The 14433-nt window shown below is 73.2% G+C and carries 15 protein-coding genes; 8 read left to right on the top strand and 7 right to left on the bottom strand.

The window, feature by feature from the left end; genetic code table 11:
- Positions 1–164 precede the first annotated feature (164 nt).
- Entirely contained in the window at positions 165–1040 is an 876-nt protein-coding gene (locus ABZ721_RS05465) for an endo alpha-1,4 polygalactosaminidase (protein ID WP_358787253.1), read from the top strand.
- Between the two features lie 36 nt (positions 1041–1076).
- Here ABZ721_RS05465 and ABZ721_RS05460 read toward each other — a convergent pair whose 3' ends face one another.
- From ABZ721_RS05460 to ABZ721_RS05435, 6 genes are all read right to left on the bottom strand, one after another.
- Positions 1077–1265: a DUF4236 domain-containing protein gene (locus ABZ721_RS05460; protein WP_358787252.1), complete on the bottom strand. Its 189-nt coding sequence runs from the start codon at positions 1263–1265 to the stop codon at positions 1077–1079.
- A gap of 120 nt (positions 1266–1385) precedes the next feature.
- The gene (locus tag ABZ721_RS05455) at positions 1386–2183 is read right to left on the bottom strand and encodes a hypothetical protein (RefSeq protein ID WP_358787251.1); all 798 of its coding nucleotides are present in this window, start codon (positions 2181–2183) and stop codon (positions 1386–1388) included.
- A 291-nt stretch (positions 2184–2474) separates the two neighbouring features.
- Positions 2475–3293: a methyltransferase domain-containing protein gene (locus tag ABZ721_RS05450; protein WP_358787250.1), complete on the bottom strand. Its 819-nt coding sequence runs from the start codon at positions 3291–3293 to the stop codon at positions 2475–2477.
- Between the two features lie 75 nt (positions 3294–3368).
- Positions 3369–3911, bottom strand: coding sequence for a hypothetical protein (locus tag ABZ721_RS05445; protein WP_358787249.1), 543 nt, complete (start codon positions 3909–3911; stop codon positions 3369–3371).
- Positions 3912–3944: 33 nt separating this feature from the next.
- The gene (locus ABZ721_RS05440) at positions 3945–4436 is read right to left on the bottom strand and encodes an SRPBCC family protein (RefSeq protein WP_358787248.1); all 492 of its coding nucleotides are present in this window, start codon (positions 4434–4436) and stop codon (positions 3945–3947) included.
- 50 nt (positions 4437–4486) lie between these two features.
- Positions 4487–6133, bottom strand: coding sequence for an NAD(P)/FAD-dependent oxidoreductase (locus tag ABZ721_RS05435; protein WP_358787247.1), 1647 nt, complete (start codon positions 6131–6133; stop codon positions 4487–4489).
- Positions 6134–6384: 251 nt separating this feature from the next.
- Between ABZ721_RS05435 and ABZ721_RS05430 the strand changes: the two genes are divergently transcribed.
- From ABZ721_RS05430 to ABZ721_RS05405, 6 genes are all read left to right on the top strand, one after another.
- Positions 6385–6552, top strand: a complete 168-nt coding sequence (locus ABZ721_RS05430; RefSeq protein ID WP_277436296.1) for a hydrophobic protein — start codon at positions 6385–6387, stop codon at positions 6550–6552.
- A gap of 213 nt (positions 6553–6765) precedes the next feature.
- Positions 6766–7785 carry a DNA-directed RNA polymerase subunit alpha gene (locus ABZ721_RS05425; protein ID WP_358787246.1) on the top strand — a complete coding sequence of 340 codons (1020 nt, stop codon included), beginning with the start codon at positions 6766–6768 and terminating at the stop codon, positions 7783–7785.
- 112 nt (positions 7786–7897) lie between these two features.
- Positions 7898–8428, top strand: coding sequence for a DoxX family protein (locus ABZ721_RS05420; RefSeq protein ID WP_358787245.1), 531 nt, complete (start codon positions 7898–7900; stop codon positions 8426–8428).
- A 136-nt stretch (positions 8429–8564) separates the two neighbouring features.
- Positions 8565–8891, top strand: coding sequence for a hypothetical protein (locus ABZ721_RS05415; protein WP_358787244.1), 327 nt, complete (start codon positions 8565–8567; stop codon positions 8889–8891).
- 1 nt (position 8892) lies between these two features.
- Positions 8893–9213 (top strand): hypothetical protein, encoded by a 321-nt coding sequence (locus ABZ721_RS05410; protein WP_358787243.1) that lies wholly within the window; start codon positions 8893–8895, stop codon positions 9211–9213.
- A gap of 97 nt (positions 9214–9310) precedes the next feature.
- Positions 9311–10447, top strand: a complete 1137-nt coding sequence (locus ABZ721_RS05405; protein ID WP_358787242.1) for an alanine racemase — start codon at positions 9311–9313, stop codon at positions 10445–10447.
- Positions 10448–10477: 30 nt separating this feature from the next.
- On the opposite strand, the gene glsA is transcribed toward ABZ721_RS05405, so the two are convergent.
- On the bottom strand, positions 10478–11803 hold the full coding sequence (glsA, locus tag ABZ721_RS05400; protein ID WP_358787241.1) for a glutaminase A: 1326 nt from the start codon (positions 11801–11803) through the stop codon (positions 10478–10480).
- 711 nt (positions 11804–12514) lie between these two features.
- On the opposite strand from glsA, the gene ABZ721_RS05395 reads away from it, so the two are divergent.
- Positions 12515–14425, top strand: a complete 1911-nt coding sequence (locus tag ABZ721_RS05395; protein WP_358787240.1) for a TrkA C-terminal domain-containing protein — start codon at positions 12515–12517, stop codon at positions 14423–14425.
- Positions 14426–14433 lie beyond the last annotated feature (8 nt).

The raw sequence follows: 14433 nt of genomic DNA, 5'->3' as shown, positions 1-14433 counted from the left end.
CGCGTAGTGAGCCCCGCCGCCCCCCGCCGACCCGGTCGGCACGACCGTGCCCACCCCGGTCGCCGCGGCCCCGCTCTGGTACCGACCTGAGCGGGGCCGTCGGCGTGCGCGGACGGCTGGCCGGGCCCGGCCGGCCATGATCGGGCCGCTGGTAGCCTGCGATCATGGTTTCGTCCGGTATCCGCGCACTCGGCCGTTTCGCTCCCGCCGCACTGGCCGCCGTACTGCTGGCCGGATGTGCCAGCTCGGACGACGCGGACCCTCCGGCGCCGACCGGCGCCCCCACGGCCGTCCCGTCGACCGCGCCGTCCCCGGTCACCACCGGCGGGGCCGTCGCGCTGCCGCCCGCGCACGCCGGGTTCGACTACCAGATCGGCGGCGCCTATCCGCCGCCGGAAGGCGTCCGGGTCGTCGTCCGGGACCGGGAGGCCGCACCGGCGGCCGGGGTCTACACCATCTGCTACGTCAACGCCTTCCAGGCCCAGCCCGGCGCCGAGGGGGAGTGGGACGCCGATCTCCTGCTGCGGAGCGCCGACCGCTCGGTGGTCGTCGACCGGGACTGGAACGAGGCCCTGTTGGACCTGAGCACCGCCGACAAGCGGCAGCGGGTGGCCGCCAAGGTGGGCGGCTGGATCGACGGGTGCGCGGCCAAGGGCTTCCGGGCGATCGAGCCGGACAACTTCGACAGCTACACCCGCTCCCAGGGGCTGCTGACCGAGGACGACGCCCAGGCCTTCGTCCGGCTGCTCTCCGCGCACGCCCACGCACGGGGACTGGCCATCGGACAGAAGAACACCGCGGAGCTGGCCGCGGCGCGGGTGTCCAACGGCCTGGACTTCGCCGTCGCAGAGGAGTGCGGCGCACTCGACGAATGCGCCGAGTACACCGCGGCCTTCGGCAGCGAGGTGCTGGTGATCGAGTACACCGAACAGGGACTCGCCAAGGCGTGCGCCGGCTGGGGCGGCCGGCTGAGCGTCGTCCGGCGCGACCGGGACGTCACCGCCGCGGGCGGCGGCGGGTACCTGCGCCAGACCTGCTGACCGCCGGACCCGCCGAACGCCGGACCGCGCGCCGCGTCAGTGGCGCGAGTCGGTGTGCCGGTAGCCGAAGGGACCCGGCAGGTCGGCGGAGGTCGTCGTTCTGCCCGTGGTCGACCAGGTGCGGTGACTGCCCTTCTTGCCGACGGTCACGGAAAGGGACTTGCGGTTCACGTTGAGCCGGACGCCGGGGAAGATGTGGAACGACTTGCGGAAAGTGATGGGCATGTGGGCCTCCTCGATCGGTGATGAGCGTCGTCTGCCCCAAGTAGCCGCGTCCTACCGCCCTTTCGGCCAGGAATTCGCGCCCGGTCGGGTGGGGCCGGACCGGAGCGGACCGCGGGACGGCTACCGGCCCCCTTCGTGCCGCCGCAGCCGCTGCTCCAGCGACGCCCGCCGGGCCTGCTCGTCGCCCAGTTGCCGGCCCAGGACGATCGCCCGGTACTCCTCCTCGCGGGCCCACTGGTTGCCGGCCTCCGCGCGGCGTTCGTTCACCTGGCTCGACTCGTCCGACAGCGTCAGCCGGGCCGCCTTCACGCGGCTCAGTTCGGCCTCCAGTTGCCGGATCCGCCGGGTGAGGTGTTCGCGCTCGGATTCGAGCGCGTCGAGGCGGGCCTGCAATTCCTTCTTGTCCCCGCGCTCCGCCGCGAGTTCGGCCCGCAGTGCGCGGATCTGTTCGACGATCTTCGCTCGTTCCTCGTAGACGTCGTAGTACTCCTCGTGCGCCGCTTTCTCCCGCGCGCGATTCCTGGCTATCTTCTCCTGGATCTCCTCGTTGGCGGCCTCGAGTTCCAGCCGTGAGGCGGAAGGGCGTTGCCAGCCCGGTGTTTCCCGGGGCCCGCCGTCGAACGGCTCGACGGGCTCTCGATAGGCGGTTCCCGAACGCCGTTTCTCCGCATCCGCCGCGGCCCACAGTTGCTGGAATTTCTCCGGGTCGCCGCCGAGCACGCGGACGACTTCCAGGACCAACCGCAGCCGTGGCACGGTCTTTCCGTTGAGCAGGCTGCCGACGGCCGTGAAGCTGAGGAAGTGGTCGTGGCTCATGAGCTGGGAGATCTCGCGCAGCGTGAGGTCGTTCGCGCGCGAGAGCGCATACAGCTCCCGTCCCAGGCGTTCCCGGGCCGGGTAGTGCGGCGAGGAGTCCATGCGCTCAGTATCCTCAGCCGCTCCGTCCCGCACGCGGATTCCGCGTAGCGATGCGGTCGGGGTTGTATCGATCCGTAATGCGGCGGTCCGGTCCGTGGGCCTTCGGTCCGCTCTGTCGCGGCCCCCGCAACTCGCCTGGCCGGCCTGGTATTCCTGAGTTGTGGAGCCGTTGCCGGAACTCTTGGGGAGATCAGGAAATGCACTCGCTGCTGCAGGGAATTCTCACGCAACTGCCGACAGCGCTGATCGTCGGCGCTGTCGGACTGGCCGCGCGGAAAGCGGGGGACCGGGTCAGGAAGGAAGCCGCGCGGCCACGCCGAACATGGTCACCGACATGTGCAGCGCGCCCTCGTCGGCGGCGGAGGTGAGGTCGGCGTACAGCGTGTCCCGCTGCTGCTCGGAGATCAGCCCTTCGCGCAGCGCGGACGCGCCGAGCATGCGGACGAGCTGCCAGTTGACCGCGGAGTGGCTCTGGATCAGTGCCTGGGAGCCGACGTCCGTGATCTCGAGTCCCGCCGTGGCGAGGAGGCCGACGAGCTGCCGGCCGGCGTGCGGGTTCGCGGAGGCGGTCAGCGCGCGGCGCATCAGCGCGGCGACGACGTCGGGGTCGCCGGGGTACAACAGCGACGTCGCCCAGTCCGTGTCGAGCAGCACGACGCGCCCGCCCGGTCGCAGCACCCGCACGATCTCCCCGACCGCTTTCGCGGGCTCGGTCAGGTGCTGGAAGACCCGCTCGCACCACACCACGTCGGTGCCGGCGTCCGCGAGCGGCAGCGTCGCCGCGTCACCCGCGACGAACCGGGCGGTGCTGCCGGCCGCCGCGGCCCGCGCCTGCGCGGCCTCGCGCAGCCCGTCGTGCGGCTCGACCCCGACCGCCTCGCCGGCCGGCCCGACGGCCGCCGCGAGGACCTGGGTCTCCGACCCGGTGCCCGCGCCGACGTCCACCGCCCGCTCCCCGGGCCGCGCGGCCACCGCCGCATGGGCCCACTGCCGCAGCCTGCGCACGCCCTCGCTGTCGGCCTGCGCGTCCAGCGCGCCGATCAGCCGATCCGTGGGCGTGGCGCCGATGTTGGTCACATGGAACGCCGAGGTCGACCGGGAATCCGCCATCCCGCCATCGTAGGGGCCACCCCGCGCCGGCCTCCAGGAATCACCCCTTCCCGCCGAGGCGCACGGGAACCCCGCTCAGAGCGTCCCTGTCGACCTGTCGAGGGAGGCCGCGAAGGCGGCGAGCGCGGTGAAGTCGTCGGCGCGCAGGCCGATCCGCGGATTGACGTGGTGGAGCAGGGCGGGCGCACGGTGCCGGGCCGCCATGTGCGCGTGGTCCGCGGCGCCCTGCTCGTCGTCCACCCACGCGAACGGCCGCCCGGCGGCGTGTGCCAGCAGCGCGTCGGACTTCCAGTGGACGCCGTCCGGGCGCTCCCGCAGCAGGGCACTGCCGAAGTCCACGAACGGCAGCTCGGGCAGCCCCAGCACCGGTCCGATCCACCGGTTCGCCTCGCTCATCCAGGTGGTCGCCCAGCAGATGTCGAAGCCGAGGCCCAGCAGCGCGGGCCCGTGGCCGGGGTTGAGCCAGACCCGCAGCGGACGGCTGCGGGAGCGCAGCCCCGGGTCGCCGTCCCCGCGCGGGACGCGGAGGGTGGTGTAGCCCTCGGGGCGCTTCTCGGGTTTCGCCGCGTACGGATTCAGCGGCCCGTCGACGTCGAGGAACAGCAGGGGCCGGCTCATGGCGTGATCCTAGGCGCCCCGCGCCGCGCCGGGTCAGGTCGAGGGGGCGGCCTCGGTGGGGTGGGTGTCGGGGGCGGTTTCCGGTGTGGGGGGAGTGGTGCGTTCCACGGTGGCGGCGAAGCGGTCCAGCATGCTGCGGTGCCGGAGCATGATCGCGGCGTCCACGATCGTGTTGTGCAGCCGGGCGCCGGGGCCGCGCAGCGGGTGCTCGTCGACGACGACCAGCGAGTGGTCGCCCCAGGGGCGGATCTCGATGGCGATGCGCGCCGTGCCCAGGGGGCCCGCGAACGCCTCCAGCTCCAGGCGGGACTCGTGCTCGTTGACCCGGACCACGGTCCGGTTGTGGAGTTCGAGCGGGCCGAGCTTGACGGTGTAGGCGATGGACGAGCCCACCGCGGGCCAGTTCGCGTCGGCCTCGTGGGTGGTGTCCGTGCCCACGACCCACTGTGCGTAGGTGCTTCCGTCGCTGAGGACCGACCACACCGCGCGCGGAGGTCGTTTGATCAACACGTGTCGGACGGCCATCGAAGTGCCTTTCGGTTGCGGGGCTGGAGCGTCGGGGCGTCGGGGCGGGGTCAGCGCCCGCGCAGCTTCCTGGGCGCCGCCAGGGCGCGCTGCAGCCCGGACAGGCCCGGAGCCAGCAGGTGGCGGGTCAGGGGGCTCTGCGAGCGGAGGGCGGCGCGGGCGGCGTTGGCGCCGCAGGCACCGTGGACGCCGCCTCCGGGGTGGGCCGACGCCGACGCCAGGTAGAGCCCGGTGACGGGCGTCTCGGGGCGGCCGGTGCCGGGTGTGGGACGGAATACGGCCTGCTGGTGGATCGCGGCCGTGCCGCCGTTGAGGGCGCCGCCCACCAGGCTGGCGTTGAGCTGCTGCAGGTCCGGCGGGGCCAGGACGCGGCGGGCCCGGATGCGGTCGCGGAAGCCGGGGGCGAGCCGTTCGACCTCGCCCTCCACCCGGTCGGCCATCGTCTCGCTCTCGCCGGCGTCCCAGCGGCCGGTCAGGCCGGACCCGCCCGCGTCGCCGCGCACCGTGTGCGGCACGTGGGTGTAGGCCCACGCCGACTCGGTGCCCGCCGGCGAGCGGGTGGCGTCGGAGGTGGTCATCTGCCCGAGGAGGGCGAAGGGCCGGTCGGGGACCTGGCCGGTGGCCAGCTGGGCGCTGAACCGCGTCAGGTGGTCGACGCTCTCCGCCAGGTGCACCGTGCCCGCCCCGGCCGCCTCGGGTGCGGTCCAGGGGATCGGCCCGGACAGCGCCCAGTCCACCTTGAACGTGGCGTGGTCCCACTGGAAGCGCCGCATGTCGTCCCGCAGCCGCGGCGGCAGGTCGTCCCAGCCGACCAGGCCCCCGTAGAGCGCCGGTGCCGGGACGTCGGCCAGGACCGCGCGCAGGGCGCCGATCCGCTGTCCGTCCTCGGTCTCGACGCCCGTGGCCCGGCCGTCATGGACCTGTACGGCCCGCACGCGCGCCGAGCACCGCACCTCGCCGCCCTTGTCCGCCAGCCGCCGGACCAGCGCGTCCGTCAGGGCTCCGGCGCCGCCGACCGGCACCGGCCAGCCGAACTGCTGGCCCAGCATCGCCATCAGCCAGCCGAAGCCGGAGCTGACGGCGGACTCGGGGAAGAAGTCGGCGTGCAGGGCGCAACCGGCCAGCAGCAGCGGACCGCCCTGCCCGGAGAACTCCTCCTCGCCCAGCCGGCGCACCGGCAGGGCCAGCATGCGCAGCAGGCGCAGCCCGCCGGCGGCGCGCACCTTGGCCGCGAGCGCGAGCCCGGAGCGGACCGGCGGGAACGGTGCGAACAGGGACTGCAGGAGGTCCGGTCCCAACCGGTCCCACACCTCCACCAGGCGCAGATAGGCCTCGCCGTCCCCGGCCGCGAACGACTCCAGGCTCTTCGCGGTGCGCAGCCGGTCGCGGTCCAGCACCGCGCACTGCCCGTCGGCGAGCGGATGGGCCAGCACCTGCGGCGCGTGGCTCCAGGCCAGGCCCCAGCGCTCCAGTTCGAGCGCGATGACAGCGGGTGAGGCCGCGGCCAGCGGATGGAAGGAGCTGAAGATGTCGCTGACGTAGTCCGGATGCACGCCGCGGTCGCTGCGCACCGCTCCGCCGGGCACCGGCTGCTCCTCCAGGACCAGGACGTGCCAGCCGGCATCGGCCAGGACATTCGCGGCGACGAGCCCGTTGGGACCCGCACCGATGACCACTGCGTCGAACGACTCCGCCATGCGTGACTCCTTGCCGGGTCCTCGGAACTCCACCAGACCACAGGGACGGGTGCCCGGCACCGCCTGGTCCACGCGTCCCGGCGGGCGGACCGGCCGCTGGACGACCGTGGGTCCGCGGCCGGCGGGGGGCGCCGTGTTCCCCCGTCCGGGTGACGCGGCGAGCCCGGGGCGGGGCGGCCGGCAGGTCCCCGGGAAATCGTGCGAATGATCGATCCACTTCAGGGCATCCGCTGGTCAGGAGGTTGATAACCATGGGTCCGTTGCTTTTGGTGCTACTGCTCGCCCTGATTCTTTTCGGTGCCGGCTTCGCGTTGAAGATCCTCTGGTGGGTCGCTGTCGTGGTGCTGGTCGTCTGGCTGCTCGGCTTCGTGATGCGTGGTACGCATTCCGGGGGCCGGCACCGCTGGTACCGCTGGTAGGCACCGGCGCGCAGAGATGATCTTTGCCACTCCGCATGGGTCGGGCCCCGGCATTGCCGGGGCCCGACCCATGTGCGCGGGCCCCTCGGAACTCGGCGTAAACCTGCCCGAGCCGTCCACGCCAGCACGGCGCGGCTCACAGGACGCCCGGCGCCAGTAAAGTCACGGGTGGTGGCGCCGCGTCAGGGCGCCGGAGTATGGAGGATTTTTCCTGTGCTGATCGCTCAGCGTCCGTCGTTGACCGAAGAGGTCGTCGAGGTGTGGCGTTCACGGTTCGTGATCGAGCCGCTGGAGCCGGGATTCGGCTACACCCTGGGTAACTCGCTGCGTCGGGCGCTGTTGTCGTCGATCCCAGGTGCGGCTGTCACCAGTATTCGCATCGACGGCGTTCTGCACGAGTTCACCACCGTGCCGGGCGTCAAGGAGGACGTCACCGACCTCGTCCTGAACATCAAGCAGCTCGTGGTCTCCTCGGAGGAGGACGAGCCGGTGGTGATGCACCTGCGCAAGCAGGGGCCGGGCGTCGTCACCGCCGCCGACATCACGCCGCCGGCCGGGGTCACGGTGCACAACCCGGACCTGGTGCTGGCCACCTTGGACGGTCAGGGCAAGCTGGAGGTGGAGCTGACCGTCGAGCGCGGTCGCGGCTACGTCTCCGCCGTCCAGAACCAGCAGGGCCAGGAGATCGGCCGGATCCCGATCGACTCCATCTACAGCCCGGTGCTCAAGGCCACCTGCACGGTGGAGGCGACCCGTGTCGAGCAGCGCACCGACTTCGACAAGCTGATCGTCGACATCGAGACCAAGCAGGCGGTGCTGCCGCGCGACGCCCTGGCGTCGGCCGGCAAGACCCTGGTCGAGCTGTTCGGCCTGGCCAGCGAGCTCAACGTCGACGCCGAGGGCATCGACATGGGCCCGTCCCCGACGGTCGCCGCCCTGGCCGCCGATCTGGCGCTGCCGATCGAGGAGCTGGACCTCACGGTCCGGTCGTACAACTGCCTCAAGCGCGAGGGCGTCCACTCGGTGGGCGAGCTCACCGCGCGGTCCGAGGCGGACCTGCTCGACATCCGCAACTTCGGCGGCAAGTCGATCGTCGAGGTCAAGATGAAGCTGGCGGGCATGGGTCTGACCCTGCGGGACAGCCCGCCCGGATTCGACCCGGCCGCCGCCGTCGACGCCTTCAACGGCGACGACGACGGGAACACCGGCTACCAGGAGACCGAGCAGTACTGACGGGCGCTCCGGGTGGCCCCGCGGTGGGCCACCCGGGTGGGAAGCGGCCGCCGGCCTGCGACGGCTGCCCCGGCCGAGGAATGTCCGCCGCCGGGCCGGGCACCCGCACCCCATGACCATTCTGAGGAAATGCGCCCGGCCCCTGCTGGCCTCGTCCTTCATCGCCGGCGGCTACTCCGCGCTGCGGAACAGCGAGGCGCTGGCACCGGCCGCCGAGCCCGTCGTCCGGCGCATCACCGAGCAGGTTCCCTCGCTCGCGAAGAACCCGGAGCAGTTCGTACGGATCAACGCGGGCGTCCAGCTCGGCGCCGGCGTCCTGCTCTCGCTGGGACGGTTCCCCCGGCTCGCCTCCCTCGCGCTCGCCGCGACGCTGGTGCCCACGACCCTGGCCGAGCACGCGTACTGGACCGTCGAGGACCCGGAGGAGCGGTCCCGGCAGAAGATCTTCTTCTTCAAGAACGTCTCCCTGCTGGGCGGCCTGGCGATCGCCGCCGCCGACACCCACGGCAAGCCGTCGCTGGCCTACCGCTCGCAGAAGGCGGCCGGCCGCGGCCGGCGCAGCGCCCGGGCCGCCGCGGCCCGCTCCACCGACAACCTGCAGTCCGCGGCCCACTCGGTGCGCCAGCACCTGCCCCTGGGCTGACCGGCCGGCCGGACCGGTGTCCGGCCCGCCCCCGGTCCCCGGCCGGGCGCGTGCCGCCGGTCCGGTCCGCGGCGCCGCGCGGTCCGCGCCTTCGTTCCCGTGATCACCGGGGCGGAAGCGCGGTACCTTCTGCGGCATGGATCCGCTCACGTTCGATTACGAAGACCTCCATCTGCGCGTGGACCGGGGGGTGTTCGAGTTCTTCGACCTGACCGCGGGCGAGCACACGTTCCGCGTCCCGCTGCGCCGGCTCGGCGCTCTGGTGCTGTACAAGAAGCCCGCCAAGCCCGGACAGGTGTTCTTCGGCACCGTCGGCGATCCGGACGTCGCACTGTACGGAACCGACCCGCGGGCGTTCCGGTTCTCCACCTCCCCCGTGGTGCGGGTGCCGGCCGGCGACGAGCCGCTGTTCCGCGCGTACTTCACCCAGGTGGCCACGCTCGCCGACCGGCGGGTGGCGTGACGTGGACGCCACGGTCTTCGAGTACGGCGACGTGCACCTGCGGGTCGATCACGGGATCTTCGAGCTGTTCCGGCGCAACCGCGTCATCGGCTCCTACCGGACCCCGCTGCACTGGGTGAAGGTACGCGCCGAGGCGCGCAAGGGCGGGGTGACCCGGCTGCACTTCGGCAACGTCGAGGAGCTCGACGCGCCGCTCTACGCCAGTACGACGAGCTCTCGCCACCTCCTGGCGACCGTCGAGATCAGCACCGCGGACGAGCCCCTCTACCGCGCGTTCTTCACCGGGCCGGCCCACCTCTGCGACCGCCCCATCGCCTCGTAGCGGCCGGACGGCGCTGAACGGGCGCCGGGCGAAGCCCGTACCTGACGACAGTTCCCCCCTTGCGCGTCGCGCAGTTGCGAAATGGAGGCCGCCGGTCATGGCGCTCACGCTGTACGTCGACCCCGTGCGCTGGAGGGCGCACCAGGACGGCGTGGCCCGGCAGTTCCCCGGGATCGTCCCGGTCGTCAGGGGCAACGGCTTCGGCTTCGGCCACGAGGCCCTGGCCGAGGAGGCCCGGCGGCTGGGCGCGGATGTCATCGCGGTCGGGACGACCTGGGAGGCAGCCCGGATGAAGGACGTGTACAGCGGAAAGGTGCTGGTCCTGTCCCCTCACTGGCGCGGCGAGGAGGCGCCCGCGCTGCCGGGACGGGTGATCCGGTCGGTGTCGTGCGCCGAGAGCCTGCGCGGCCTGCGGGGGACCCGGGTCGTCGTCGAGGTGACGGGCAGCATGCGGTCGCCGGGTGTCGGGGAACGGGACCTGCGGCTGCTGCGCGCCGGTATCGAGGACGTCCGCCTGGAGGGGTTCGCGATCCACCTGCCGCTGAACCGGGCCGGCGGGCTGGACGCCGTCGGGGAGGTCGCCGCGCGTGTCGAGCAGCTCCACGCGGCGGATCTGCCGGTGCGCACGATGTTCGTCAGCCACGTGGAGGCCGGCGAGCTCGAGCAGGTACAGAAGCGTTTCCCCCATACGCGCTTCCGGGCCCGGGTCGGCACCGACCTGTGGCTGGGCGACCCGGGCGCCACGCAGTTCCGCTCGGCGGTCCTGGAGGTCGCCCAGGTCGCGAAGGGCGAGCGCTTCGGCAACCGGCAGAGCCGGGCACCCTCCGACGGGTGCCTGATCGTCGTCGCCGGCGGCACCGCGCACGGGGTGGGCCTCGAAGCACCGAAGGACCTGCACGGGGTGGTGCCGCGGGCGAAGAACGCCGCCCGGCTCGGGCTGGCCACCACCAACCACCTCCTGTCGCCGTTCGTCTGGGCGGGCCGCCGGCGCTGGTTCGCCGAGCCGCCGCATCTGCAGGTGTCCGTCCTCTTCGTGCCGCAGGACGTGCCGGCGCCCGCGGTGGGCAGCGAACTGGCGGCGCGGCTGGGCCACACCGTGACCCGCCCGGACCGGGTCGTGGCCTGCTCGTCCGAGGCCTGGCCCACCGCCTCCGAGCGGGCCCACGACGTGGTCCGGACGATCCGCGCGGCCGGTACCGCACTCCCCGAGGGGGCGGTGCCGAGGCCGGGGTGACGGGACCGATGGGCCGAGCGGCGGTGGCGGTCAGTGGTCCCGGCCGGTGGCCGGGGGGCGGTCGCCGGTGGCCGTGAGGGCCTGCTCGGCGGCGGCGAGAGCCTGGGCGCGGTCGGCGGAGCGGCGCCACGCGCCGCGGGTGCGGAAGGGCAGGTCGCCGACGACGGTCACATCGTGTCCTGCCTCGATGAGCAGGGTCAGGGCGCGCTCCAGCATCGCCTTGGCCGCGGGATCCATGCCGGACACCCGCTCCAGGTCGAGGACGACCCCGCCCGGCGGGCCCGTCCGCCGCTGCTCCAGGGCGAACAGCACGCGTTCGGCCGCGGTGAAGTCCAGCCTGCCCTGGGCCGCGATCAGGGCGATCCGCCCGCCGCTGGTGGTCGTCGACCCCAGCACGGTCGGGGCCACCGGCGCGGCGTTGTGCATCATGTGCAGCCCGAAGCGCTCGGACAGCTCCCGCAGGGCCGCGACGCCCCGGACGGGATTGCCGACCGCGTCCAGCGGCGGGCTGTGGACGGCGATCCCGAAGCGGGCGGGGCTGACGGCGACCAGGCCCCCGGACACCCCGCTCTTGGCCGGCAGGCCCACCCGCAGCATCCAGCTCCCGGCCGCGTCGTACATGCCGCACATCGCCATCACCGACAGGACCTGGACCGCCACCGGCTCGGGGACGACGCGCTCGCCCGTCACGGGGTTCGTCCCGCCGTTCGCCAGCGTCGCGCCCATCACCGCCAGATCGGTCACGGTGGCCCGCACGGCGCACTGCCGGAAGTACACGTCGACCGCCTCGACCGGATCGCCCCGCAGGACGCCGGTGCCGCGCATCAGGTACGCCATGGCGCGGTTGCGGTCGCCGGTGGCGGCCTCGGAGCGGTAGACGTCCTCGTCCACGAACAGGGCGCGGCCGGCGAACCGTCCGAGGCACTCCAGGATCCGGGCGAACCGGTCTGCGGGCCCGGACGCCGGGACCAGGGCGGTGACCGCGATGGCCCCGGCGTTGATCATCGCGTTCGCGGGCCGGCCGGTCAGCGCGTCGAGGCTGATGGCGTTGTACGCCTCACCACTGGGCTCGGCTCCCACACTGCGGGCCACCTCGTCCGCGCCCAGCTCCGCCAGGACGAGGGCCAGCACGAAGGGCTTGGTCAGCGACTGGAGCGTGAACGACACGCCGCACCGGCCCGCGCGGTAGCCGTGGCCGTCCATGCTCATCAGGGCCAGCCCGAAGCAGTCCCGGTCGGCGAAGGCCAGCTGCGGGATGTAGTCGGCGACGCGGCCCTCGGACAGCGCCCCGTAGCGGCCGTGCAGCTCCGTCAGCGCCTCGGTGACGACGTCCACGCCGCCGCGGGAGGAGCTCACGGCCGTGCGGCGGGCGCGGGCCGGCGCCCGGACGGGCTGATCGTCGTGCGTCCCATGACGTCTCCTGCCGGCGGGACCTCCCATCCTTCCCGTCCCCGGCCTTCCTCGCAGCGCGGGGCGGTCCGCCCGGGGCACCGCACGGGGGCAGGGGGAGCAGGACAGCGGGCAGGAGCGGGCATGAAAAAAGCCTTCGGGCATGCGCGCGGGGCGCCTCCGAAGGCCTACAGGTTCGTTCGAGCAGCGGCTCCGCCGCGACCGCCGGGGCGGCCCGCGCGGTTCGTCGCCCCGGGAGGCCGCGGAGGACCCGCCCGCCGAATGCTCGGCGGGCGAGAGTCCACGATCCCGGTGGCGCACTACCGTGCAGGTGCGCGCACCCGCTGTGCGCGCTGGATCAGCCGCGCCGCAGGAACATCACAACCGCGATGATGATCACAATGACGACGACGGTACCGAGACCTATGTACATGCGAGTTTCCTCTTCCCCAGGATGAATGTCGGGTCGCGACCGCCTTGCCGGCCGCCGCGTTGCCCCTGCAGACCGGGTACCCCGCGTGCCCTGCTTAAACGTCCGACCGTCGCCGAGGGTCCGATTCATACCTCCGGGTGAGCGGAAGGGGCTTCGGGCCGCCCGCCGCCCGAATATGCCTAACGTGACGTGCACGGGGCGGGTCGCCGGCGCACTGCCGCGGCGTTTCATGCGGGGGGGGGTGCATGGTGCAGCACGCCGCGTCGCTCTGGCGGCGCCTGCAGTATCGGTTCGACAATCTCGTCTCGCGCAGCACCGCCGCGCTCATCGGCTGGCTCACCCTCGCTTGCCTGGGCGCGGTCGTCCCGGTGAGCGTGGTGCTGGTGTGGACCGACCGGCGGCCCCCGGCCACCTTCTCCGGCCGGCTCGCGGCGGTCTGGGTCAGCGTCGGGCAGACGCTGAAGATCGGCGGGGCGGTCGGGTCGCCCGTGTACGTGCTGGCGTCCATCCTGCTCGCGCTGGTCGCCCTGCTGTTCGTCTCGGCCCTGGTCAGTCTGATCACCACGGGGATCAACCAGCGCATCCTGGAGCTGCGCATGGGCCACTCCGCGGTGCTGGAGGCGCGGCACACCGTCGTGCTGGGCTGGTCCGATCCCATCTTCTCCGTGCTCGCGGAACTGGTCGCGGCCAACACCAACCAGCGCCGGTCGATCGTCACGGTGCTGGCCGCGAAGGACAAGGTGGAGATGGAGGAGGAGATCGGTGCCCGCCTCGGCGCCACCGGCACCACGTCCGTCGTCTGCCGCACCGGTCGCACCACCGATCCCGCCGTGCTCGCCCGGGTCAGTCCGCAGACCGCGAAAGCCATCCTGGTGCTGCCTCCCGACGGGGACGACGGCGACGCGCACGTCGTGAAGACCCTCCTGGCCCTCAACGCGCTCACCCCCGCGACCGGCGACGCGATCGTGGTCGCCGCGGTGCAGGACGCGCAGAACCACGTCACGGCCACGCTGGCCGCCGGCTCGCGCGGACGGGTCCTGGCCATCGACGACATCGTCGCCCGCCTGGTCGTGCAGACCGCCCGCCAGCCGGGACTGTCCCTGGTCTACGAGGAGCTGCTCGACTTCGCGGGGGACGAGTTCTACGCCGTGGCCGCCCCGCTCCTCGTCGGACGCACCTTCGGCGAGGCCCTGCTCGCCTTCTGCGACGCCTCGGTGGTCGGCCTGCTGCGGGCCGACGGCGTCGCCCTCAACCCGGACCCCGGCACCCGCATTACCGCGGGCGACCGGCTCGTCGTCATCGCCCGGGACGACGACACCGCCGTGGTGGCGGACGTGTCCTGCCACGTCGACGAGGCGGCCATCGTCACGGCAGCTCCCCGGCCGCCGGCCGCACAGCGGCTGCTGATGCTCGGCTGGAACCGCCGCGGGCCGCTGATCATCGACCAGCTCGCCCTCCACCGGACCGCAGCCCCGATCACCGTCGACGTCGTGGCGCTCGGCGACGGCCCGGCACAGGCCGGTGCCTCGGGCACGGCAGGCGCCGGGTGCCTTGCAGTGACGTTCCAGCGCGCGGACACCACCGATCCGCGTGTGCTGGAGGGGCTGGACGTGCTCGCGTACGACAGCGTCATCGTCGTCGGGGAGGCGGGACCGGCGCCCGCCTCCTCCTCCGGGGCTGTCCGGGCGGCGGACGCGGACGACAGGACGCTGGTCACGCTGCTGCACCTGCGGGCGATCGAGGAGGCCGCGCGCCGGGAGATACCGCTCACCACGGAGATGGCCGACGACCGCAACCGGCTGCTGGCGCCCGTGCGCGCGGGAGTCGACTTCATCGTCAGCGGTCGCCTCGTCAGCCTCCTGATGACGCAGATCTCGGAGAGCCCCTATCTGGCCGGACTCTTCGACGAGCTGTTCACCGCGCAGGGCGGCGAACTCCGGCTCAAGCCCGCGACCGACTACGTCCGGGCGGGGGAGGAGGTCACCTTCGCCACCGTCGTCGCCTCGGCACGGCGCCGCCGCGAGTGCGCCCTCGGCTACCGGTTGCGCGCTCGGGCCGCCGAGGGACCGGCGTACGGGGTGCGGATCAACCCCGACAAGCGGCACGTGGTGAGCTTCGCGGCGGGGGACTGGGTGATCGTGCTCGCGGAGCGCTGAGCACCCGC

Source organism: Streptomyces sp. NPDC006733, from assembly GCF_040636125.1.
Taxonomy (GTDB): Bacteria; Actinomycetota; Actinomycetes; order Streptomycetales; family Streptomycetaceae; genus Actinacidiphila.
Note: the sequence above shows the minus strand (reverse complement) of the source record. Positions and strands in the feature narration are given on the sequence as shown.

Bases quoted from the DNA above. Each gene is read 5' to 3' on its own strand.
- ABZ721_RS05440 (WP_358787248.1), bottom strand. From the start codon at position 4,436: ATGGCCGTCCGACACGTGTTGATCAAACGACCTCCGCGCGCGGTGTGG.
- ABZ721_RS05445 (WP_358787249.1), bottom strand. From the start codon at position 3,911: ATGAGCCGGCCCCTGCTGTTCCTCGACGTCGACGGGCCGCTGAATCCG.
- ABZ721_RS05450 (WP_358787250.1), bottom strand. From the start codon at position 3,293: ATGGCGGATTCCCGGTCGACCTCGGCGTTCCATGTGACCAACATCGGC.
- ABZ721_RS05415 (WP_358787244.1), top strand. From the start codon at position 8,565: ATGGATCCGCTCACGTTCGATTACGAAGACCTCCATCTGCGCGTGGAC.
- ABZ721_RS05455 (WP_358787251.1), bottom strand. From the start codon at position 2,183: ATGGACTCCTCGCCGCACTACCCGGCCCGGGAACGCCTGGGACGGGAG.
- ABZ721_RS05430 (WP_277436296.1), top strand. From the start codon at position 6,385: ATGGGTCCGTTGCTTTTGGTGCTACTGCTCGCCCTGATTCTTTTCGGT.
- ABZ721_RS05420 (WP_358787245.1), top strand. From the start codon at position 7,898: ATGACCATTCTGAGGAAATGCGCCCGGCCCCTGCTGGCCTCGTCCTTC.
- ABZ721_RS05460 (WP_358787252.1), bottom strand. From the start codon at position 1,265: ATGCCCATCACTTTCCGCAAGTCGTTCCACATCTTCCCCGGCGTCCGG.
- ABZ721_RS05435 (WP_358787247.1), bottom strand. From the start codon at position 6,133: ATGGCGGAGTCGTTCGACGCAGTGGTCATCGGTGCGGGTCCCAACGGG.
- ABZ721_RS05465 (WP_358787253.1), top strand. From the start codon at position 165: ATGGTTTCGTCCGGTATCCGCGCACTCGGCCGTTTCGCTCCCGCCGCA.
- ABZ721_RS05395 (WP_358787240.1), top strand. From the start codon at position 12,515: ATGGTGCAGCACGCCGCGTCGCTCTGGCGGCGCCTGCAGTATCGGTTC.
- ABZ721_RS05405 (WP_358787242.1), top strand. From the start codon at position 9,311: ATGGCGCTCACGCTGTACGTCGACCCCGTGCGCTGGAGGGCGCACCAG.